Source organism: Microvirga guangxiensis (assembly GCF_900102135.1).
GTDB lineage: Bacteria > Pseudomonadota > Alphaproteobacteria > Rhizobiales > Beijerinckiaceae > Microvirga > Microvirga guangxiensis.
This window is the reverse complement of record NZ_FMVJ01000011.1, coordinates 108,840-129,072: the sequence shown is the minus strand read 5'-3', so window position 1 is coordinate 129,072 and position 20,233 is coordinate 108,840. Positions and strand designations below refer to the sequence as shown.

Sequence of the window (20,233 nt, the reverse complement as noted above, 5' to 3'; positions counted from 1 at the left end):
TCTCTAGCCTTCTTCCAGCTCGAGCTGTCCGGCCTGTGACAGCACGTTCTGAACCGCGAGGATGGCAAGCTGAACCCGCTGGCCCACATCGTCGGTGGCGACCTCATAACGCTTGATCTGGGTCAGCGCCCCATCGAGCTCCTCGGCAAGGCGGGAGCGGTCGTCCTGCATGAGCTGCAGCTCGGTCTCCAGGCTCCCCTTGCGCTTCTCCGCGTCCAAACGGCGGGAGACCGAGGCTTCGAGGAGCCCGAGGGCCGCATCGAGCCGTTTCATCGCGTCGTCGAGAGGGGACGTCATTCTGCCTCCGGGAATCGCCTTTAAGACTAGGCCGCCCACCCTTTCACGGCAACGGTTCATCGGAGGATTACGCCCCTGGTGCCTTTGACTCGGCCCCCTCGCGTGTTAAGGAGCCCACGCCTTTTCCGGACAGACCCGCCCCTTTGCGGGGCTCAAGAATTGTGGATCAAGCCGTGCTGAACACCGTCCCCGCCGATCGTGTCACCCATTCCGATCTGGCGAACGCCGTGCGCGTCCTCGCCATGGATGCCGTCGAACAAGCCAAATCCGGCCACCCCGGCCTGCCCATGGGCGCCGCCGACATCGCCACGGTGCTGTTCACCAAGTTCCTGAAATACGATGCCGCCGACCCGAAATGGCCGGATCGCGACCGGTTCATCCTCTCGGCGGGCCATGGCTCCATGCTGCTCTATGCCCTGCTGCACCTCACCGGCGTGAAGGGCATGACCATCGAGGAGCTGAAGAACTTCCGCAAGCTCGACTCGAAGACCCCGGGCCATCCGGAAAACTTCATGACCCCCGGCGTCGAAACCACCACGGGTCCGCTGGGCCAGGGCATCGCGACCGCCGTGGGCTTCGCCCTCGCCGAGCGCATGCTGAACGCCGAATACGGCGACGACCTCGTTGACCATTACACCTATGTGCTCGCCTCCGACGGCGACCTCATGGAAGGCATCAGCCAGGAGGCCATCGCGCTGGCCGGCCACCTGAAGCTCAACCGCATGATCGTCCTGTGGGACGACAACGAGATCTCCATCGACGGCCCGCTCTCGATCTCCGACTCGGTCGATCAGGTGAAGCGCTTCCAGGCCTGCGGCTGGAACGCCTTCCGCATCGACGGCCATGACCCCAAGGCGATCCAGCGCGCCATCTCCAAGGCGCAGAAGTCGGACAAACCGACCCTCATCGCCTGCAAGACCACCATCGGCTATGGCGCCCCCAAGAAGGCTGGCACCTCCAAGGCCCACGGCGAGCCCCTCGGCGCCGAGGAGCTGGCTGGCGCAAAGGCCACTTACGGCTGGAGCCACGAGCCCTTCGTGATCCCGGAGAACATCCAGGCGGCCTGGGCTAAGGCCGGCAAGAAGAGCCGTCGCGTGCGCAAGGCCTGGGAAGACCGCCTGAAGGCCCTTCCGCAAGACAAGCGCGCCGAGTTCGAGCGCCGCGCTAAGGGCGAGCGCCCTGCCGCTCTCGCTGACGCGGTCGCCAAGCTGAAGGACCGGCTGATCGCGGAGCCGCAGAACGTCGCCACCCGCAAGGCCAGCGAGATCGCCCTCGAGGTGATCACCGAGGCCGTGCCGGAGCTGGTGCTGGGCTCGGCGGACCTGACGCCCTCCAACAACACCAAGACCAAGAACCTCACCGCCATCTCGCCGGGCAACTACGCGGGCCGTTACATCCATTACGGCATCCGCGAGCACGGCATGGCGGCGGCCATGAACGGCATCGCGCTCCATGGCGGCTATGTGCCCGCCGGCGCGACCTTCCTGGTGTTTACCGATTATGCGCGTCCCGCCATGCGCATCGCCGCGCTTGCCGGCATTCCGGCGGTTTATGTCATGACTCACGACTCCATCGGTCTGGGTGAGGACGGCCCGACCCACCAGCCGGTGGAGCACCTCGCCGCCCTTCGCTCCATGCCGAAGATGCGCGTGTTCCGCCCTGCGGACGCCGTCGAGACGGCGGAAGCCTGGCAGATGGCGCTCGAGCGCACCGACGGCCCGACCACCCTGGCGCTGACCCGCCAGAATCTGCCGCAGGTCCGTAAAGAGGGCGACGCGAAGAACCTCTCGGCGACCGGCGCGTACGAGCTGTCCCCCGCCAACGGCAAGGCTCGCGCCACGATCTTCGCCTCAGGCTCCGAGGTCGAGATCGCGCTCGCCGCTCAGAAGCTGCTGGCCGAGAAGAACTTCGAGGCCCGCGTGGTCTCGGTCCCGTCCCTCGACCTGTTCCTCGCCCAGCCCGAGAAGGTGCGTCACGAGATCATCGGCGACGCCCCGATCAAGGTCGCGGTCGAGGCCGCCGTGCGCTTCGGCTGGGATTCGGTCATCGGTCCGGACGGAATTTTCGTCGGCATGCATGGGTTTGGCGCAAGCGCGCCCTACAAGGACCTCTACAAGCATTTCGGGATCACGCCCGAGGCGGTAGCGGAAAAAGTTCTCAGGACGCATAATCTCTGAGACGACGAGAGGCTCTCGCCTCAACACAAGGGAGTTAAGACTATGACGGTGAAGGTCGCGATCAACGGATTCGGTCGCATCGGACGCAATATCCTCCGCGGCATCGTGGAGAGCGGCCGCAAGGATATCGAGGTGGTTGCCATCAACGACCTCGGCCCGGTGGAGACGAATGCCCACCTCCTGCGCTTCGACTCCGTCCATGGCCGCTTCCCGGCTGACGTGCAGGTCGACGGCGAGTTCCTCGTCATCAACGGCCAGAAGATCCGCGTGACCGCGATCAAGGATCCGGCGACCCTGCCGCACCGCGAGCTCGGCGTCGACATCGCCATGGAATGCACAGGCATCTTCACCTCGAAGGAGAAGGCCTCCGCGCATCTCACCGCCGGCGCCAAGCGCGTCATCGTCTCGGCTCCTGCCGACGGTGCCGATCTCACGGTCGTCTACGGCGTGAACCACGACAAGCTGACGAAGGATCACGTCGTCATCTCGAACGCCTCCTGCACCACGAACTGCCTCGCGCCCGTCGCGAAGGTGCTTCATGAGACGGTGGGCATCGAGAAGGGCTTCATGACCACGATCCACTCGTACACCAACGACCAGCCGACGCTCGATCAGATGCACAAGGATCTGTACCGCGCCCGCGCTGCGGCCCTGAACATGATCCCGACCTCGACCGGCGCCGCCAAGGCCGTAGGCCTCGTGCTGCCGGAGCTGAACGGCAAGCTCGACGGCTCCTCGATCCGCGTTCCCACCCCGAACGTGTCGGTCGTCGATTTCAAGTTCGTGGCCAAGAAGAACACCACGAAGGAAGAGATCAACGCCGCGATCAAGACTGCCGCCGACGGCCCGCTCAAGGGCATCCTCGGCTACACGAACGCGCCGAACGTCTCGTCGGACTTCAACCACGACCCGCATTCCTCGGTCTTCCACATGGACCAGACCAAGGTGATGGAAGGCAACTTCGTGCGCGTGCTGTCCTGGTACGACAACGAGTGGGGCTTCTCGAACCGTATGGCCGACACGGCCATCGCCATGGCGAAGCTGATCTAAGGGAGGCTGCATAATGACCGCCTTCCGCACGCTCGACCAAGCCGACGTCAAGGGTAAACGCGTTCTCGTCCGTGTGGACCTCAATGTCCCCATGGAGAACGGTAGGGTGACGGATGCCACGCGCATCGAGCGCGTGCTCCCCACCATTCGGGAAATTTCCGACAAGGGCGGCAAGGTGATCCTGCTCGCCCATTTCGGACGCCCGAAGGGACGCGACCCGAAGGAATCCCTGAAGCCGGTTGCGGAAGCGGTCTCGCAGCATCTCGGAAAAACAGTGGCCTTCGCCGATGACTGCATCGGCGAGGCCGCAGCAAACGCCGTTTCTTCGTTGAAGGATGGCGAAGTGCTTCTTCTCGAAAACACCCGCTTCCATGCGGGCGAGGAAAAGAACGATCCGGATTTCGTGAAAGAGCTCGCGAAGCTCGGTGACATTTACGTGAACGACGCCTTCTCGGCTGCGCACCGCGCGCATGCTTCGACGGAAGGTCTCGCCCGCGTGCTGCCCGGTTATGCCGGCCGCACCATGCAGGCGGAACTCGATGCGCTCACCAAGGGCCTGGAAGCTCCGAAGCGCCCGGTCGTCGCCATCGTCGGCGGCGCGAAGGTTTCAAGCAAGATCGACCTGCTCGAAAACCTCGTGACCAAGGTCGACGCCCTCGTCATCGGCGGCGGCATGGCCAACACCTTCGTGCATGCGACGGGCCTGAATGTCGGCAAGTCGCTCGCCGAGAAGGACCTTGCCGCAACCGCCATGCGCATCATCGAGAAGGCGCGCGAGGCGAATTGCGCGATCATCCTTCCCGTCGACGGCGTCTGCGCCTACGAGTTCAAGGCGGGCGCGCACAATCACACCTATGGCATCGACGCGATCCCCGAGGATCAGATGATCCTCGACGTGGGCTCGCAATCGGTCGAGCGCATCAACGCCGCCATCAACGACGCGGCGACGCTCGTATGGAACGGCCCGCTCGGCGCGTTCGAAATCCCGCCCTTCGATCAGGGCACCGTGGCGGCTGCCCGCCACGCGGCGCAGCGCACCAAGGACGGCAAGCTCGTCTCGGTCGCGGGCGGCGGCGATACGGTTGCGGCCCTCAACCATGCTGGCGTTACGGAAAACTTCTCCTATGTATCCACGGCAGGAGGCGCTTTCCTCGAATGGCTCGAGGGCAAGGCGCTACCCGGCGTCGAGGCTCTCAGGGCTTAAAAGCATTCTCCGGCGAGGCGGGCACCGCTTCGCCGGTTCAGCAATGCGGCAGGCCTGAAGGACTTAAGCGCCGGTTCAGCTTCGATACGCTCTAAGAGCAAAAACCAACACGGAGGACGAGATGGCCCGCATCACCATGAGGCAGCTTCTGGATCACGCAGCCGAGCAAGGCTACGGCGTGCCTGCCTTCAACATCAACAACATGGAGCAGGCGCTCGCGATCATGGCAGCGGCCAACGAGGTCGATGCGCCGGTGATCATCCAGGCGAGCCGCGGCGCGCGCTCCTACGCCAACGACGTCATGCTCAAGCACATGATGGACGCGGTGACCGAGATCTATCCGCACATCCCGGTCTGCGTGCATCTCGACCACGGCAACGAGCCCGCCACCTGCATGACGGCGATCCAGGCCGGCTTCACCTCGGTGATGATGGACGGCTCGCTGAAGGCTGACGGCAAGACCCCGGGCGACTGGGACTACAATGTCGGCGTCACCAAGAAGGTGGTCGAGATGGCCCATCTCGGCGGCATCTCGGTGGAGGGCGAGCTCGGCGTGCTGGGCTCCCTCGAAACCGGTGAAGGCGAGGCCGAGGACGGCCACGGCGCCGAAGGCAAGCTCTCGCACGACCAACTGCTGACGAACCCCGACGAGGCCGTGAAGTTCGTGGCCGAGACGAAGGTCGACGCGCTCGCCATCGCCATGGGCACCTCGCACGGCGCCTACAAGTTCACCCGCAAGCCCGACGGCGATATCCTCGCGATGCACGTGATCGAGGAGATTCACAAGAAGCTCCCGAACACGCACCTCGTGATGCATGGCTCGTCCTCGGTTCCGCAGGACCTGCAGGACATCATCAACCAGTACGGCGGCCAGATGAAGCCGACCTGGGGCGTTCCGGTGGAAGAGATCCAGCGCGGCATCAAGCACGGCGTGCGCAAGATCAACATCGACACCGACAACCGCATGGCGATGACCGGCCAGATCCGCAAGGTTCTCCAGGAGAACCCCGGCGAGTTCGACCCGCGCAAGTATCTAAAGCCCGCCATGGAAGCGATGACGAAGCTCTGCAAGCAGCGCCTGCAGGAGTTCAACACCGCGGGTCAGGCCTCGAAGATCAAGCGCGTGTATACGCTCGCAGAAATGGCCAAGCGCTACGCCTCGGGCGAGCTCGACCCGACCTTCGGCGCGAGCCGTCAGGCGGCTGAGTAAGAGCAGCCTCACTCTCGCCCTCATCCTGAGGAGGTGCAAAGCACCGTCTCGAAGGATGATCCAGAGAGCACTGGAGACGCCTCGCCCTTCGAGACGGACCTGAAGGTCCTCCTCACGGTGAGGCTTTGTTGAGCTGCCGGTTCGACGATCCGGCTTTCGCCGCAATCCTCATCGACAAGCGGGGCCTCGCAAGATGGCCCCGTTTTCGTTATGGGATACCTGTCTTTCGCTTTTCGAGTTTCTGCCCGATGTCCGACTCCGCCCGCCTTTATCTCATCACCCCCGTCGTGGAGGACGCCTCCTTCGCGCCCAAGCTGGCCGAGGCCTGCAAGGGCGGGGCCGTGGCCGCCGTGCTGCTGCGTCTCGCAGGGGCCGATGAACGCGGCCTCATCAACCTGGTGAAGGCGATAGCCCCCTCCGCCCAGGACCACGGCGCGGCGCTGATCGTGGCGACGGACAGCGAGGCCGACATCGCCAATGTGGCCGTGCGCGGCGGCGCGGACGGAGCCCATGTCTCCGGGGCGGACCCCGCCCGGATCCGCGAGCTGCGCGAGCGCCTGAAAGCCGAGCGCGCCCTCGGCGCAGGCCACATCCGCACCAAGGACGACGCCATGAATCTCGGCGAGGCAGGCGTCGATTACCTGCTCTTCGGCGAGCCGCGCCGGGACGGTTCCCTCCCCTCCCTGGAGAGCGTTGCCGAGCGCGCCGCCTGGTGGGCCGAGATTTTCGAGACGCCCTGCGTGGCTTATGCGCCCAGCCTGGAGGCGGTCGAGACCCTCGGCCTGACGCAGGCGGAGTTCGTCGCCCTCGGAGATGCGGTCTGGAACCATCCTGACGGCCCGGCTGCAGGCGTGAAGGCCGCGGCCGAGATCCTCGAGCGCACGGAGGCGTCGCGTTGATGCGAGCCTCTCTGATCGGCGGCATGCTGCTGCTGGCCTCGATTTCAGGAGTTCGGGCGGCCGAGCCCGATACCGCCTACGGCGCCTATCAGCGCGGCCTCTATCAGACGGCTTTCCGCGAGGCGACCCTGCGGCTGGAGAAGAACCGGAACGATGCGGCAGCCATGACGCTGCTCGGAGAGCTCTACAACCAGGGCCTCGGGGTCACGCTCGATCCGAAGAAAGCCGCCGAGTGGTATCTGCTGGCCGCCCAGCGCGGCGACGCCAACGCCATGGCGTCGCTCGGCCTCATGCACCTCGACGGGCGCGGCGTGCAGAAGGATCCGGTGAAAGGCAAGACTTGGCTGGAGCAGGCCGCCGCCAAGGGCAGCGCGGTCGCCAGCCACAATCTGGCCCTGCTGCTGCTCACCAGCGGCTCCGACATGGATCTGGAGCAGGCCGTCGAGCTTCTGCGCAAGGCGGCCGATGCGGAAATTCCCGATGCCCAGCATGCGCTCGGAGTGCTCTATCTCCAGGGCCGCGGCGTCGCCAAGAACGCCTCGGAAGCCGCGCGCCTGTTCGAGCGCGCTGCCCGGAACGGCAGCTCGGTGGGCGAGGTGGAATACGCCATCCTGCTCTTCAACGGCGAAGGCGTGACGGCCTCGGAATCCCAGGCCGCCCGCTATTTCCGCCGCGCCGCCGCCAAGGGCAACGCCATCGCGCAGAACCGGCTGGCCCGCCTGCTCGTGGCCGGGCGGGGCGTTCCGGCCAACAAGATCGATGCAGCGGCCTGGCATATCCTCGCGGCGGCCCAGGGCCTCACCGATCAGTGGCTCGACAACGCCCTGAAGGACCTTTCCGCGGATGATCGCAAGCGCGCTGAGCGCCTTGCGGCCGAACGGCTGGGTATGCGGTGAACCCATGAAATCGCCCAAGCATGGGATCATTTGGGTACCCGCCCGGTTATCCTCCGCTTGACGCCAACCCTCGTGTGGTCCATCGACCACTCAGAAGTTTTGAACCACCGCATTTTCGGACGGAAAACCGGTCTCCACTTTTCCGGAAAATGCTCGCCTTTCGCTCTTTGCCAGGACTTAGCCCGATGATCCGTTCGCCCCTCATGACCGTCATGACCGATGCCGTGATGAAGGCTTCGCGCTCCTTGAAGCGCGACTTCGGCGAGGTGGAAAACCTGCAGGTGTCGCGCAAGGGGCCCGGCGACTTTGTGTCCGCTGCCGACCGCAAGGCGGAGAAGATCCTGCGCGAGTCGCTCGAAAAAGCCCGCCCCGGCTACGGTTTCGTCATGGAGGAGCAGGGCGTCGTCGTCGGCACGGATACGAGCCACCGCTGGCACATCGATCCGCTCGACGGCACCACGAACTTCCTTCACGGCCTGCCGCAATTCGCGATCTCCGTCGGCCTGGAGCGTGACGGACAGATCGTGGCCGGCGTGATCTACGATCCCGCCAAGGACGAACTCTTCATCGCCGAGAAGGGCAAGGGCGCCTATCTCAACAACCGCCGCATCCGCGTGGCCGGACGCGACGAGATGGCGGAAGCCGTCATCGCCTGCGGCCTGCCGCATATCGGCAAGGGCGATCATGGCCTCTTCATGCGCGAATGCGTCTCCGTCATGGCCCATGCGGGCGGCATGCGCCGCTGGGGCGCGGCATCCCTCGACCTTGCCTATGTGGCCTGCGGCCGCTTCGACGCCTATTGGGAGCGCGGCCTGAATTCCTGGGACATGTCGGCGGGAATCCTCATGGTGCGCGAGGCCGGCGGCTTCGTTTCCGATGCGGACGGCGGCCCCAACCCCATGGCCACCGGCTCCATCTCCTGCGGCAATGAATACATGCACCGCGAACTGCTGAAGCTGCTGAAGAAGGCCAAAGGCTGATTCCCGGATACGATATTCCTGTTCGTGGCCTCGGGTGAGGTCATGCTCGTGCTTGATCCTTCACGGCGGGGCGGTCACACTAGACCGTCCCGAAGCACATGAGCACAGGATAACGATGGCGGACCAACCCCTTACCCCACCGCGGATCTATCTCATCCGCATGGCGGTCTTTCTGGTTTTGGCGGGGTTCATCGCCTTCATCCTCTATCGGCAGATCTGGGAGGCCTTCCAGGCGAACCCGGGGCTCAACGCCCTGATCATGGGCGTGATGTCCGTCGGCATCATCCTCGCCATCAGGCAGGTCGCGCGCCTGTTCCCCGAGGTGCGCTGGGTCAACACCCTGCGCCAGACCGAGGAAGGGCTGGTGGCTCCCAACCCGCCGGTGCTGCTCGCCCCCATGGCCTCCTTCATCAGCAACCGCTCGGACAATTCCGTGTCGATCGCGGCCATGCGCTCCCTGCTCGACTCGGTGGGCGCGCGCCTGGACGAGAGCCGCGAAATCCTGCGCTACATGGCGGGTCTTCTGGTTTTCCTGGGCCTCCTCGGCACCTTCTGGGGCCTGATCGAGACGGTGGGTTCCGTGGGCCGCATCATCGGCTCACTCCGCACGGGCCAGGATACGGCCGTGCTCTTCGATGAGTTGAAGAGCTCGCTCGCAGGCCCTCTCCAGGGAATGGGCCTTGCCTTCTCGGCCTCGCTCTTCGGCCTTGCCGGATCGCTCATCCTCGGCTTCCTCGATCTGCAGGTCGGCCAGGCCCAGAACCGGTTCTACACCGAACTGGAGGATTGGCTCGCCACCACCACATCCGACACCCCCGGCGAGGCGCTGCCGCGCTCGACAACGCCGCACGACCTGACGGTGGCTCTCAACCGCCTCACCGCCGCCGTGAACGACGGCGCAGGCGGACGCGCGGCGACGCAGGCCATGGCGAACCTCGCGGAAGGCGTGCAGGGCCTCGTCCAGCACATGCGCGCCGAACAGCAGATGATCCGCGACTGGGTGGAGGCTCAGGCCACCCGGGAGAAGGAGCTGAAGCAGGTGCTCGACCGCATCGCCCGTGAAAGGCTGCCCTGATGCCGGTCTCAAGCTCAGGAGGACGCCGGCGCGGCCGGGGCGGACAGCTCAATTACTGGCCGGGCTTCGTCGACGCCCTGTCCACGCTGCTTCTGGCCATCATCTTCCTGATCTCGGTCTTCACGGTCGGGCAGTTCTTCCTGTCCCGCGAGCTTTCCGGTCGCGACACGGTGCTCGACCGGCTGAACCGTCAGATCGCTGAGCTGACCGACCTCCTCTCCCTCGAACGCTCGGGCCGCCGCACGGCCGAGGAGAGCCTGACCTCCCTGCAGACCACGCTGCGCGCGGCGGAAGCCGAACGGACCCGTCTGCAAGGTCTGGTGGATTCAGGCGGTGCGGCCCAGGCCCAGGCCGGCGAGCTGAACACGGCCCTCGAGGCCGAGAAGCAGGCGACAGGGCGCGCCTTGAGCCAGGTGGAAATCCTCAATCAGCAGATCGCCGCCATGCGCCGCCAGCTCGCGGCTCTCGAAGAGGCCCTCGCGGCCTCGGAGAACCGCGACAGGGAAAGCCAGGCGCGCATCGCCGATCTCGGCAGCCGCCTCAACGTGGCGCTCGCCCAGCGCGTGCAGGAGCTTGCGCGCTACCGCTCCGACTTCTTCGGGCGGCTGCGCCAGATCCTCGGCAACCGCCCCGATGTGCGCATCGTCGGCGACCGCTTCGTTTTCCAATCGGAAGTTCTCTTCCCCGCCGGTCAGGCGACCTTACGCCCGGAGGCCTCCGCCGAGCTCGACCGGATCGCCAGCGCCCTCGTGGAACTCGAAAAGCAGGTTCCGCCGGATATTCCCTGGGTGATCCGCGTCGACGGGCATACGGACCAGCGCCCCATCAACACCCCGCAATTCCCGTCGAACTGGGCGCTGTCCTCGGCCCGCGCCATCGCGATGGTCCAGGCGCTCATCGCCCGGGGCGTGCAGCCCCAGCACCTCGTAGCCGCCGGCTTCGGCGAGTTCCAGCCTCTCGACAACGGCACGACGGAAGAGGCCTACGCGCGCAACCGGCGCATCGAGCTGAAGCTGACGGAGCGGTGATGTGATCGTCAGGCGTCCTTGCCGAGGGCGCGCGCGACATTCTTCACACCTACGCCGACCCGCTTGACGGTCTCGACGATCTGGCAGCGCGGGACGCCCCATCTGTCGGACCAATAGCGCATCTCCCAATCCTCATGGAGATTGATGGTGGGCGCATCCTGCGGATGCCGTCTGAAGGTCGCCGCCATTCCCGAATCTCCCCGAATGCCCGAAGGGCCGGTCTGCGCCAGCCTTCAAGCCAACGGCGGGATGAGCCGACGGGTTCGGTGCGACATCTCTACTCAGCCGCGACGTCGTGCTCCTGCGCACCCGTGAACTGCAGCCGGGCGAGGCGCGCATAGAGGCCGCCCTGATCGAGCAGGGCCTCGTGCGTCCCCTCCTCGACGATTCGGCCCTTGTCCATCACCAGGATGCGGTCGGCGGAGCGCACGGTGGCGAGGCGGTGGGCGATGACGAGGGTCGTGCGGCCTTCCATCAGCCGGTCGAGGGCCTCCTGCACCTTGCGCTCGCTTTCGGCATCGAGGGCCGAGGTGGCCTCGTCGAGGAGCAGGATCGGCGCGTCCTTCAGGATCGCGCGGGCGATGGCGAGGCGCTGGCGCTGGCCGCCGGAGAGCGTGACGCCGCGCTCGCCGATCATGGTCGCGTAGCCCTGCGGCAGGGCTTCGATGAAGCCATGGGCCGAGGCGAGTTCCGCCGCGCGGCGCACCTCGTCCTCCGAGGCCTCCATGCGTCCGTAACGGATATTGTCGAGAACGCTGGTCGCGAAGATCGTGGGCTCCTGCGGCACCAGGGCCATCCGGGCGCGCAGGCAGAACGGATCGGCCTCGGTGATCGGCACCCCATCGACCTCGATCGTGCCGGTTTGAGGATCGTAGAAGCGCAGCAGGAGCTGGAGGATCGTGCTCTTGCCCGCCCCCGAGGGACCGACGATGGCGACCCGCTCGCCCGGCGAGACCGTGAAGCTCAAGCCGTGCAGGGCCCTCTGCTCCGAGCGGGTGGGATAGGCGAAATGCACGTCCTGGAAGGTCACGGTGCCGAGCGAGGGCTGGGGCAAAGCCTTAGGGTTCTGCGGGGCCTTGACGGCGGGCTTGGCCGCCAGGATCTCGCCGAGGCGCTCCGCCGCGCCCGCCGCCTGGGACAATTCCCCGTAGACCTCCGAGAGCTGGCCGAGGGAGCTTGCGGCAAAGACCGCATAGAGCACGAACTGCGACAGCCGCCCGCCCGTCATGGCGCCTGACAGCACGTCCTGCGCCCCGTACCAGAGCACGGCCACCACGCTTGCGGACACCATGAAGATGCCGGCGCCCGTGAGGAAGGCGCGCATGGTGGTGGACAGCCGCGCGGCGTCGAAGGCCTCCTCGGCGGCAAGCGCGAAACGGGAGGCGGTGAGGCTTTCCATGCCGAAGGCCTGCATGGTGCGGACCGCCCCGACGGCCTCTGCCGCATAGGCCGAGGCATCGGCGAGCCTGTCCTGCGCCGCCCGCGAGCGCCGCCGCACCGCTCTTCCCGAGAGCACCAGGGGCAGCACGATCAGCGGAATGGCGAGGAGCACGAGGGCCGAGAGCTTCGGGCTGGTGATGATCATCAGCACCACGGCACCCAGGAACAGGAAGAGATTGCGGAGAGCGATGGAGATGCTGACCCCGAAGGCGGCCTTCACCTGGGTGGTGTCGGCGGTGAGCCGCGAGACGATCTCGCCGCTCTTGGTCTGGTCGAAGAAGGCGGGATCGAGGGAGGTCAGGTGCCGGAACACGGCGGAGCGCAGATCCGCCACGACCCGCTCGCCCAGCGTGATGACGAGGTAGTAGCGCAGGGCGCTGGAGACGGCGAGCACCCCCACCACGATGATGAGCAGGACGAAATAGGCATCGATGTAGGCCCGTCCCTGGTCCGAGAACCCGAAATCCACCACCCGGCGCACGGCGACGGGCACCACGAGGGTAGCGGCCGAGGCCATGGTGAGCGCTGCCAAGGCCGCCGCGATCCGCCCCTTGTAGGCAAGGCCGTAGGGAATGAGCGGCTTCAGGGCGCTCAGCGCAGCTTTGGAACGATGTTGGTCGGACGGCAGATCGGCCATGGCGCCTTCATTTCAGCAATTGACGGACAAAGCCGATTCCATGGGACTGGAATCGGCTCTTTTCATTGAGGTGCCTCAATTTCGACGGCGCAACGGACCCGTTTCGCCGAAAAATGCTCTGAAGCCGTTTAACACCTTTGCCCCCGCTTGTTTCAAGGTTCTAAGTAAGGTATAGGCGCGCAATCACCAATTCAGGCTCGATCTTACGCTGCGGGCTGACCAGATGTGGCTGGCCGCAAGAAGGACTATGGCAATGGCGCGCAAAGAAACCGATCACCCCGACTACCACTTCATCAAGGTGGTCATGACCAACGGCACCGAGTACACGACCCGCTCGACCTATGGCAAAGAGGGCGACACCCTCAACCTCGACATCGACCCGAACACCCATCCGGCCTGGACCGGCGGTACGCAGCAGCTGCTCGACCGCGGTGGCCGCGTGTCGCGCTTCACCTCGCGCTTCGGCAACCTGGGCGCCAAGAAGTAATCCGGCTTCCGGAGCTTCACACGGAAAAGAAAAAGCCCCGCGAAAGCGGGGCTTTTTTATTGCCCAATTTCTAGAACCAGCGATCCCATATTCTCTCTAGAACAAGCAGAGCTACTATGAAGCTTGCCCAGCGGTAAAAATTCGCCTCGAACTCAAGGTCCATGACTTGAATCTCTAGTGCTGCAATTCTGCTCTCAGCATCTTCAGATGGCTCATTAGCCTCTGCCGTTCGCATGATAGATCTCTTATCCAAGCTGCCTCAAACCTGCCCTACTCCGCCGGAGCGAAGGCCTGCTGGAGCAGACTGAGCTGGGCCGCTACGGGGTTCTCGCCCTGGGGCTGGGGCGGCGCGATCACCGCCTCCGCGAGAAGGCGGTCGAGATGCAGGATGCGGGCATGGAGGCGGGTCGCAAGGCCGATCAGGTCGCGCAGGCGCGCCGGGAGGGCCTCGTATTCCACCAGGGTCGTGGCGGTTTCCTGAGAGTTCAGGCGCACGCGGGCCTTCTCGGCCTGGGCCTGATCGGGCGTGATCTCGCCTTCGGCCACGGCGCGCTGCAGGAGGAGCCAGGAGGCGATCTGCATGAGGCGGGTCGTCAGGCGCATGCTCTCGCTGGCATAGGCGATGCTCGCCTCGCGCTGGAGCAGGCGCGATTCCTCGCGGCCCTGCCCATCGAGATAAGCGGCCGTTTCCTCGACCAGCTCCATTCCCTCCTGGAACAGAGCGGTGAAGGCCTCGGACCCCACAAAGCTCTGCCCGAAGCGGACAGGATCGACCTCAAGTTTGATCACGTCGGGCTCGTTCAAGAGACCGTCTCCCACGGCGTTGCCCGGCGAAAGGCCAGGAAATGTTCATGTGTCGGAGGGGAATATAGAACGGGCTTCGAGAGGATGCGCTGGTAACCTCTTCTTAAGGTTAAATGCGGGATCCGCCACAAAAAGCGAGCCGCCAGAGCGGCTCGAAGGTCCAACAGGGAGGCGTCTAACGGAGTGGGAGGAAGAACCACTCCTGGCGTCCGGTGGGAGAAGACCGGACGCCCTCATGAGGCGCCCCGAATCCTTAAGAACGGGTTAACCTTGTCAGAGCTTGAAGAACGCGCTGGCGGCGGCGCGGGAATTCTCCTTGGCGGATTTCGCCTCCTTCAGGCGGGCGATTTCCTTCTCCAGCAATCCAATGCGCTCATCGAGCTCATCGACGGAAAGCATCGACAGGTCCTGGCCGATCTCATGGACGCCCAGTGGGGCCCGCGGCTCGTCGGCGAAAGGATCGAAGGCCATGGCATTCTCCTCCTTAAGAGATGTCCCTGAACGTTAATCCGGCATGCACTCCTTGCCAACTTTGCCCTATATGGGCGGAGCTTGACCAAAGGAGGGAAATTATGGAGCCGATTCCAGGCGTGATGCGCGCCGTCATTGCCGAGGGCAGCGGCGGCCCCGATGTCCTCAAAGTGGTCGAGCGGCCGGTTCCCCAGCCCGGAGAGGGCGAGATCCTCGTGCGGGTCAAGGCCGCGGGCGTCAACCGCCCGGACGTGATTCAGCGCCAGGGCGGCTACCCCCCTCCTCCCGGCGCATCGGACATCCTCGGCCTCGAGCTCGCGGGCGAGGTGGTGGGCTCGGACCCGAACGCCAACCGCTTTCCGGCAGGCGCCCGGGTCATGGCCCTGGTCGCCGGCGGCGCTTATGCCGACTATGTCGTGGTCCATGAAAGCAACGCGCTGCCCATCCCCGACGATATGTCCTTCGAGGAAGCCGGTGCGATCCCTGAGACCTACTTCACCGTCTGGACCAACGTGTTCGAGCGCGGCGGCCTCAAATCCGGCGAAACCCTGCTGGTCCATGGCGGATCATCGGGCATCGGCACCACGGCGATCCAGCTCGCCAAGGCTTTCGGCGCCAAGGTCGTTGCCACGGCGGGCAGCGCCGAGAAGTGCGAGGCCTGCCTGCGGATCGGAGCGGATGTGGCGGTCAATTACCGCTCGGAGGATTTCGTCGCGGCGGTGAAGGAATTCACGGACGGTCGGGGCGCGGACGTGATCCTCGACATGGTGGGCGGCGACTACATCCCCCGCAATCACGAGGCCGCGGCTCAGGACGGGCGCATCGTCCAGATCGCCTTCCTGAAAGGGTCGAAGGTCGAGCTGGACTTCCGCCGCCTCATGCTCAAACGCCTGACCCATACGGGCTCGACCCTGCGCTCCCGCTCCGTCGCCGAGAAGGCCGCCATCGCCCAGGGCCTCGAAACCCAGGTGCTGCCTCTGCTGGCCGAGGGGCGCTGCAAACCCGTGATGGACTCAACCTTTGCGCTCGAAGACGTCGCCAAGGCCCATGCCCGCATGGATGGGGGCGAGCATATCGGGAAGATCGTTCTGCTGCTCTAGAGGACCCTTGCAAACCATTCTCCGCCCTCATCCTGAGGAGCCGCGAAGCGGCGTCTCGAAGGAGGCTCCAGAGAGCATTGGAACCTTCTTCGAGACGGATTGCTGACGCAATCCTCCTCAGGATGAGGGCGGTGCTTTTCGGGGGGTCCAAGAGCGTCGGGCTTGCCCTTCCCTTGCGAAACCGATGCGTAAAAGTTTGCAACATCGCCCCGCGCTCCCTATAATCATCCCGTTTCCCTCACAACGTGAGACGAGATGCTCCGGTCCGGGCCGGTTCGGAGCGCAAGAGAGTTTTGCCGTGCGGCGCCGATGTCCGGTGCCCGGCTCCAAGGAGGTTCGCCCCATGTCCCAGGGACCGTTGATGCCGAAGGCGACAGCCGTTTGGCTCGTCGAGAATACATCCCTGTCGTTCGACCAGATCGCCGATTTCTGCAAGCTCCACCCGCTCGAGGTGAAGGGCATCGCGGACGGCGAAGTCGCGGCAGGCATCAAGGGCCTCGACCCGATCACCACGGGCCAGCTGACCCGCGAGGAGATCGAGAAGGCCCAGGAGAACTCCAGCCACCGCCTGCGCCTCGCCGAATCGCGCGTGAAGCTGCCTGAGCAGAAGCGGGTCAAGAAGGGTCCGCGCTACACCCCCGTGTCGCGCCGCCACGACCGTCCCAACGCGATCCTCTGGCTCGTCCGCAACCACCCGGAGCTCAAGGACGCGCAGATCATGCGCCTCGTGGGCACCACCAAGACCACGATCCAGCAGGTCCGCGACCGCACCCACTGGAACTCCGCGAGCCTCTCGCCCATGGACCCGGTGACGCTTGGCCTCTGCTCCCAGATCGACCTGGACTTCGAAGTGCAGCGCGCCGCCAAGGACCGTCCGCACGTGGAGCCGCAGGATCAGGGCGGCACCCTGATGCCGGCCGAAATCTCCACCGCCGAGCCCGCTCACGACGAGCCCTTCGCCGACATGAGCCGCCCGAAGCCGCAGGAAGAAAGCATCGACGTCAATTCGGTCTTCGCCAAGCTCAAGCAGCTGCGGCGCTCCGACGACGAGGAAGAGTAAGACAAAAGGCCCGGAGCGATCCGGGCCTTTTTGTTTATCCGGTTCTGTCCTGGCGAAGACGTAAACCTGCCACTCTCAGCAAAGCGTTGCGCGGGTCGTCTTCAAGGACACAACCATCCGCGATCGCTTCACAAGTATGGTCGCGGAGATAAAAAAGAAAATGCCTTGAGGCGCTCTTCTCCGATGAGATCTGGACCCAGTCAGTTGGACTATCCCGAAATGGGTCATCGCCATGGATCTCGTAAAACTCACCCCACTCTGGCGCGATCTTGCTATAGCGGCACTGCCCTCGATACCAGCCTTCGTCGTTTGTTCCACCGAGCCGATAGCTGGTGCAATTAGTGAATCGGATAATCCCGATTTCTTCCTCATCAAACTGCTTGAATAGCTGATGATTGAGAAAGAACGTGAGCAGGACATCGGACCCTGAAATCGAGATCTGCGGGTCAGGTGCATTCGGCTCCGCGTTCCAATCTTTATTGAGTTTCTCGAAGCGGAGACGGGACACAGGGGTGCCATCCTGCCGCGAGCTTTGATCTCTTGACTTAGAGCGAGCCAAGAGAGGCCTTAAGATAGAGAGCAGCATCGAGCCTATCCCACCACGCCCCTGCTCTTCAGTACATCACCGATCTCGTCCAGGATCAGCGGGTCGTCGATTGTCGCCGGCATGCTCCATTGATCGCCGTCGGCGATCTTCTTCATGGTGCCGCGCAGGATCTTGCCGGAGCGCGTTTTCGGCAGGCGCGGCACGGTGATGGCGAGCTTGAAGGCGGCGACGGGGCCGATCTTTTCGCGCACGAGTCCGACGAGCTCTTTTTCGATCTCGGCAGCCGATTGCTGCGCGCTGGATTTCAGCACCACGAAGCCGCAGGGCACCTCGCCCTTCAGCGCATCCTTCACGCCGATCACCGCGCATTCGGCAACCGCCGGATGAGAGGCCAGGACCTCCTCCATGCCGCCCGTGGAGAGGCGATGGCCCGCCACGTTGATGATGTCGTCCGTGCGGCCCATGACCCAGACATAGCCGTCCTCGTCGATGTAACCCGCGTCCGACGTGTTGTAATAGCCGGGATAGGCGGAGAGATAGGATTCCTTGAAGCGCTCGTCCGCCTGCCAGAGCGTCGGCAGCGCGCCGGGAGGCAGCGGCAGCTTGATCACGATGCTGCCCATGGCGCCTGGCGGAACCGGCTTGCCGCCTTCATCCAGCACTTCGACGGTGTAGCCCGGCAGCGGCACCGTGGGGGACCCGTGCTTGACCGGCAGCGCACCGAGGCCCAGCGGGTTGCCGACCACCGGCCAGCCGGTTTCCGTCTGCCACCAATGGTCGATCACCGGCACGCGCAGAATGTCCTCGGCCCATTTGACCGTATCGGGATCGGCGCGCTCGCCTGCGAGGAACAGGGCGCGAAGCGAGGAGATGTCGTATTTCCCGAGAAGCTCGGCTTTCGAATCCTCTTTCTTGATCGCCCGGAAGGCCGTCGGCGCTGTGAACAGCGTCACGGCGCCATGATCGGAAATCACGCGCCAATAGGCGCCTGCATCCGGCGTGCCCACAGGCTTGCCCTCATAGAGAATGGCGGTGCAGCCATGCAGCAGAGGCGCATAGACGATGTAGGAATGGCCGACGACCCAGCCCACATCGGATGCGGCCCAGAACACTTCGCCGGGCTTCACGCCGAAGAAGTTGCTCATGCTCCATTTGAGCGCGACCATGTGGCCGCCGTTGTCGCGCACCACGCCCTTCGGCTTGCCGGTGGTGCCGGAGGTGTAGAGCACGTAGAGCGGATCGGTTGCGGCAACGGGCACGCACTCCGCTTTCTCGCCCGCGGCTTTCGCCCTAGCGGTTTCCTTCGCCCAGTCGAGATCGCGGCCCTCGATGCGCGAGCATTCGAGCTGCGGACGCTGATAGATCAGGCATGCATCCGGTTTTGTCGACGCAAGCTGAATCGCCTCGTCGAGCAGCGGCTTGTAAGGCACCACCTTCGCGCCTTCGATGCCGCATGAGGCGGAGAGAATGATCTTCGGCTTCGCGTCGTCGATGCGCGTTGCGAGTTCCTTCGCCGCGAAGCCGCCGAACACCACGGAATGGATTGCACCGATGCGCGCGCAGGCCAGCATCGCGAATGCGGCCTCCGGGATCATCGGCATGTAGATGATGACGCGGTCGCCTTTCGTAACACCCATGTCCTGCAGCACGGCGGCAAGCGTCGCCACTTCGTCCTGCAATTCGGCATAAGTGATGCTGCGCTTCGACTGAGTGACAGGGCTGTCGTAGACGATCGCCGCCTGATCGCCCCGCGTCGCGGCGTGACGGTCGACCGCATTGTAGCACGTGTTGCACTCCGCGCCCTCGAACCAGCGTCCATAGGCGCCCGATTGCGGATTGAAGACCGTCCCGGCGGGCTTGATCCAGTCGATCTCGCGCGCGGCCTCGCGCCAGAACCCTACCGGATCCGATTTCCAGCGGGCGTAAACCTCATGATAGCGGCTTTGGGTTGATGACATGGCGTTTCCCCCTTGCTGTCACCGCATGAGACTTGCGTTTGCCGTTGTGGTAGCAGGCAACGGGGCCATGGTCAGCGGAGACTTTCGGCCAGTCGACTTTCGGCGAGTTCTCAAGGTTTCCGATGATCACCGACCCGCTCTTCTATGCCGCCGCCATCCCGGCCGTGACGCTCATGGGCTTGGCCAAAGGCGGCTTCTCGGGGCTTGGGCTTCTCTCCCTGCCCCTGATGGCGCTGGTGGTCTCACCGGTGCAGGCGGCGGCGATCACGCTGCCGATTCTCATCGTGCAGGACGTGGTGTCCGTCTGGGCCTACCGGCACACCTGGGACAAGCGCAACGTGGCGCTCTTGGTGGCGGGCGCGACGCTTGGCATCCTCATGGGGTACCTGCTGGCGGCGCAGGTGTCCGATGCGGCGATCAAGCTCGCCGTGGGCGTGATCTCCATCGGCTTCGCCATTCGCCGGATGGCGGTGGAGCGCAGCGCCACGCCGCCGGAGGCAGCCTCGGCGGACACGTCGCGCGGGCTCTTCTGGGGCTGGGTGACGGGCTTTACCAGCATGATCGCCCACGCGGGCGGACCGCCCTTCCAGATCTATGTGATGCCGCAGAAACTGCCGCGGGATGTCTTCGTCGGCACGGGCGCCATCGTGTTCGGGATCATCAACTGGATCAAGGTGCCGCCCTATGTGGCGCTTGGCCAGTTCACGGCCGAGAACCTCGGCACGGCGACCGCGCTCTTTCCGGTCGCCATCGCCTCCACCTGGGCAGGCGTGCTGCTGGTGCGGCGCGTGTCGGGCCAGAGCTTCTATACAGCCGTCTATGTGCTGCTGGTGCTGGTCGGCGGAAAGCTCGTCTATGACGGCGCGTCTGCGCTCGTCTGAGCCTTCCTCAAGGAAAAGCCGCCGCTCCTTGA

General features: G+C 64.8%; 20 protein-coding genes. 13 read left to right on the top strand and 7 right to left on the bottom strand.

What is annotated here, in order from left to right; translation table 11 throughout:
* Positions 1-3: 3 nt before the first annotated feature.
* Complete coding sequence (locus BLP10_RS17735) at positions 4-297, bottom strand: DUF4164 domain-containing protein (protein ID WP_091137565.1); 294 nt, start codon at positions 295-297, stop codon at positions 4-6.
* A 242-nt stretch (positions 298-539) separates the two neighbouring features.
* On the opposite strand from BLP10_RS17735, the gene tkt reads away from it, so the two are divergent.
* The 9 genes from tkt to BLP10_RS17690 all read left to right on the top strand — a co-directional run bounded on the left by tkt (position 540) and on the right by BLP10_RS17690 (position 10,816).
* Positions 540-2,474 carry a transketolase gene (gene tkt, locus BLP10_RS17730; protein ID WP_244510654.1) on the top strand — a complete coding sequence of 645 codons (1,935 nt, stop codon included), beginning with the start codon at positions 540-542 and terminating at the stop codon, positions 2,472-2,474.
* 42 nt (positions 2,475-2,516) lie between these two features.
* Positions 2,517-3,524, top strand: coding sequence for a type I glyceraldehyde-3-phosphate dehydrogenase (gap, locus tag BLP10_RS17725; RefSeq protein ID WP_091137562.1), 1,008 nt, complete (start codon positions 2,517-2,519; stop codon positions 3,522-3,524).
* Between the two features lie 10 nt (positions 3,525-3,534).
* Complete coding sequence (locus BLP10_RS17720; RefSeq protein ID WP_091137560.1) at positions 3,535-4,728, top strand: phosphoglycerate kinase; 1,194 nt, start codon at positions 3,535-3,537, stop codon at positions 4,726-4,728.
* Positions 4,729-4,849: 121 nt separating this feature from the next.
* A complete protein-coding gene (gene fba, locus BLP10_RS17715; RefSeq protein WP_091137557.1) occupies positions 4,850-5,938 on the top strand; it encodes a class II fructose-bisphosphate aldolase in 1,089 nt (362 codons plus the stop codon).
* 248 nt (positions 5,939-6,186) lie between these two features.
* Complete coding sequence (locus BLP10_RS17710) at positions 6,187-6,837, top strand: thiamine phosphate synthase (protein ID WP_091137661.1); 651 nt, start codon at positions 6,187-6,189, stop codon at positions 6,835-6,837.
* The gene (locus tag BLP10_RS17705) at positions 6,837-7,733 is read left to right on the top strand and encodes a tetratricopeptide repeat protein (protein ID WP_091137555.1); all 897 of its coding nucleotides are present in this window, start codon (positions 6,837-6,839) and stop codon (positions 7,731-7,733) included. Before BLP10_RS17710 ends, BLP10_RS17705 begins: the two co-directional genes overlap by 1 nt.
* A gap of 185 nt (positions 7,734-7,918) precedes the next feature.
* Positions 7,919-8,713: an inositol monophosphatase family protein gene (locus BLP10_RS17700; protein WP_091137553.1), complete on the top strand. Its 795-nt coding sequence runs from the start codon at positions 7,919-7,921 to the stop codon at positions 8,711-8,713.
* Between the two features lie 115 nt (positions 8,714-8,828).
* On the top strand, positions 8,829-9,788 hold the full coding sequence (locus tag BLP10_RS17695) for a MotA/TolQ/ExbB proton channel family protein (protein ID WP_091137551.1): 960 nt from the start codon (positions 8,829-8,831) through the stop codon (positions 9,786-9,788).
* A complete protein-coding gene (locus BLP10_RS17690; protein ID WP_091137548.1) occupies positions 9,788-10,816 on the top strand; it encodes a peptidoglycan -binding protein in 1,029 nt (342 codons plus the stop codon). The genes BLP10_RS17695 and BLP10_RS17690 overlap by 1 nt, the downstream gene beginning before the upstream one ends.
* Positions 10,817-10,824: 8 nt before the next feature.
* Here the strand turns inward: BLP10_RS17690 and BLP10_RS17685 are convergent, their stop codons facing one another.
* Together BLP10_RS17685 and BLP10_RS17680 are read right to left on the bottom strand one after the other, a co-directional pair.
* Positions 10,825-11,004, bottom strand: a complete 180-nt coding sequence (locus BLP10_RS17685) for a DUF3606 domain-containing protein (protein ID WP_091137545.1) — start codon at positions 11,002-11,004, stop codon at positions 10,825-10,827.
* An 89-nt stretch (positions 11,005-11,093) separates the two neighbouring features.
* Complete coding sequence (locus BLP10_RS17680; protein ID WP_091137543.1) at positions 11,094-12,893, bottom strand: ABC transporter transmembrane domain-containing protein; 1,800 nt, start codon at positions 12,891-12,893, stop codon at positions 11,094-11,096.
* A 253-nt stretch (positions 12,894-13,146) separates the two neighbouring features.
* Here BLP10_RS17680 and rpmE point away from each other — a divergent pair, with 253 nt between their 5' ends.
* Positions 13,147-13,380 carry a 50S ribosomal protein L31 gene (rpmE, locus tag BLP10_RS17675; protein ID WP_175493957.1) on the top strand — a complete coding sequence of 78 codons (234 nt, stop codon included), beginning with the start codon at positions 13,147-13,149 and terminating at the stop codon, positions 13,378-13,380.
* Between the two features lie 270 nt (positions 13,381-13,650).
* Here rpmE and rcdA read toward each other — a convergent pair whose 3' ends face one another.
* Both rcdA and BLP10_RS17665 read right to left on the bottom strand, forming a co-directional pair.
* Positions 13,651-14,184 (bottom strand): protease adaptor protein RcdA, encoded by a 534-nt coding sequence (gene rcdA, locus BLP10_RS17670; RefSeq protein WP_091137538.1) that lies wholly within the window; start codon positions 14,182-14,184, stop codon positions 13,651-13,653.
* A gap of 273 nt (positions 14,185-14,457) precedes the next feature.
* On the bottom strand, positions 14,458-14,655 hold the full coding sequence (locus BLP10_RS17665; protein WP_091137536.1) for a DUF1192 domain-containing protein: 198 nt from the start codon (positions 14,653-14,655) through the stop codon (positions 14,458-14,460).
* Positions 14,656-14,753: 98 nt separating this feature from the next.
* On the opposite strand from BLP10_RS17665, the gene BLP10_RS17660 reads away from it, so the two are divergent.
* Together BLP10_RS17660 and BLP10_RS17655 are read left to right on the top strand one after the other, a co-directional pair.
* Positions 14,754-15,755 carry an NAD(P)H-quinone oxidoreductase gene (locus tag BLP10_RS17660; RefSeq protein ID WP_425286969.1) on the top strand — a complete coding sequence of 334 codons (1,002 nt, stop codon included), beginning with the start codon at positions 14,754-14,756 and terminating at the stop codon, positions 15,753-15,755.
* Positions 15,756-16,098: 343 nt separating this feature from the next.
* Complete coding sequence (locus BLP10_RS17655) at positions 16,099-16,815, top strand: DUF1013 domain-containing protein (protein ID WP_091137658.1); 717 nt, start codon at positions 16,099-16,101, stop codon at positions 16,813-16,815.
* 34 nt (positions 16,816-16,849) lie between these two features.
* On the opposite strand, the gene BLP10_RS17650 is transcribed toward BLP10_RS17655, so the two are convergent.
* Positions 16,850-17,323: a hypothetical protein gene (locus BLP10_RS17650; RefSeq protein ID WP_139165533.1), complete on the bottom strand. Its 474-nt coding sequence runs from the start codon at positions 17,321-17,323 to the stop codon at positions 16,850-16,852.
* 83 nt (positions 17,324-17,406) lie between these two features.
* The gene (locus BLP10_RS17645) at positions 17,407-19,320 is read right to left on the bottom strand and encodes a propionyl-CoA synthetase (RefSeq protein ID WP_091137528.1); all 1,914 of its coding nucleotides are present in this window, start codon (positions 19,318-19,320) and stop codon (positions 17,407-17,409) included.
* Positions 19,321-19,442: 122 nt separating this feature from the next.
* On the opposite strand from BLP10_RS17645, the gene BLP10_RS17640 reads away from it, so the two are divergent.
* A complete protein-coding gene (locus BLP10_RS17640; protein WP_091137526.1) occupies positions 19,443-20,201 on the top strand; it encodes a sulfite exporter TauE/SafE family protein in 759 nt (252 codons plus the stop codon).
* The last annotated feature ends 32 nt before the right edge of the window (positions 20,202-20,233 follow it).

Excerpts from the sequence above, each read along its gene's own strand:
- BLP10_RS17735 (WP_091137565.1), bottom strand. The coding sequence starts at position 297 with ATGACGTCCCCTCTCGACGACGCGATGAAACGGCTCGATGCGGCCCTC.
- tkt (WP_244510654.1), top strand. The coding sequence starts at position 540 with ATGGATGCCGTCGAACAAGCCAAATCCGGCCACCCCGGCCTGCCCATG.
- gap (WP_091137562.1), top strand. The coding sequence starts at position 2,517 with ATGACGGTGAAGGTCGCGATCAACGGATTCGGTCGCATCGGACGCAAT.
- fba (WP_091137557.1), top strand. The coding sequence starts at position 4,850 with ATGGCCCGCATCACCATGAGGCAGCTTCTGGATCACGCAGCCGAGCAA.
- BLP10_RS17710 (WP_091137661.1), top strand. The coding sequence starts at position 6,187 with ATGTCCGACTCCGCCCGCCTTTATCTCATCACCCCCGTCGTGGAGGAC.
- BLP10_RS17705 (WP_091137555.1), top strand. The coding sequence starts at position 6,837 with ATGCGAGCCTCTCTGATCGGCGGCATGCTGCTGCTGGCCTCGATTTCA.
- BLP10_RS17700 (WP_091137553.1), top strand. The coding sequence starts at position 7,919 with ATGATCCGTTCGCCCCTCATGACCGTCATGACCGATGCCGTGATGAAG.
- BLP10_RS17695 (WP_091137551.1), top strand. The coding sequence starts at position 8,829 with ATGGCGGACCAACCCCTTACCCCACCGCGGATCTATCTCATCCGCATG.
- BLP10_RS17690 (WP_091137548.1), top strand. The coding sequence starts at position 9,788 with ATGCCGGTCTCAAGCTCAGGAGGACGCCGGCGCGGCCGGGGCGGACAG.
- BLP10_RS17685 (WP_091137545.1), bottom strand. The coding sequence starts at position 11,004 with ATGGCGGCGACCTTCAGACGGCATCCGCAGGATGCGCCCACCATCAAT.
- BLP10_RS17680 (WP_091137543.1), bottom strand. The coding sequence starts at position 12,893 with ATGGCCGATCTGCCGTCCGACCAACATCGTTCCAAAGCTGCGCTGAGC.
- rpmE (WP_175493957.1), top strand. The coding sequence starts at position 13,147 with ATGGCGCGCAAAGAAACCGATCACCCCGACTACCACTTCATCAAGGTG.
- BLP10_RS17665 (WP_091137536.1), bottom strand. The coding sequence starts at position 14,655 with ATGGCCTTCGATCCTTTCGCCGACGAGCCGCGGGCCCCACTGGGCGTC.
- BLP10_RS17655 (WP_091137658.1), top strand. The coding sequence starts at position 16,099 with ATGTCCCAGGGACCGTTGATGCCGAAGGCGACAGCCGTTTGGCTCGTC.
- BLP10_RS17645 (WP_091137528.1), bottom strand. The coding sequence starts at position 19,320 with ATGTCATCAACCCAAAGCCGCTATCATGAGGTTTACGCCCGCTGGAAA.
- BLP10_RS17640 (WP_091137526.1), top strand. The coding sequence starts at position 19,443 with ATGATCACCGACCCGCTCTTCTATGCCGCCGCCATCCCGGCCGTGACG.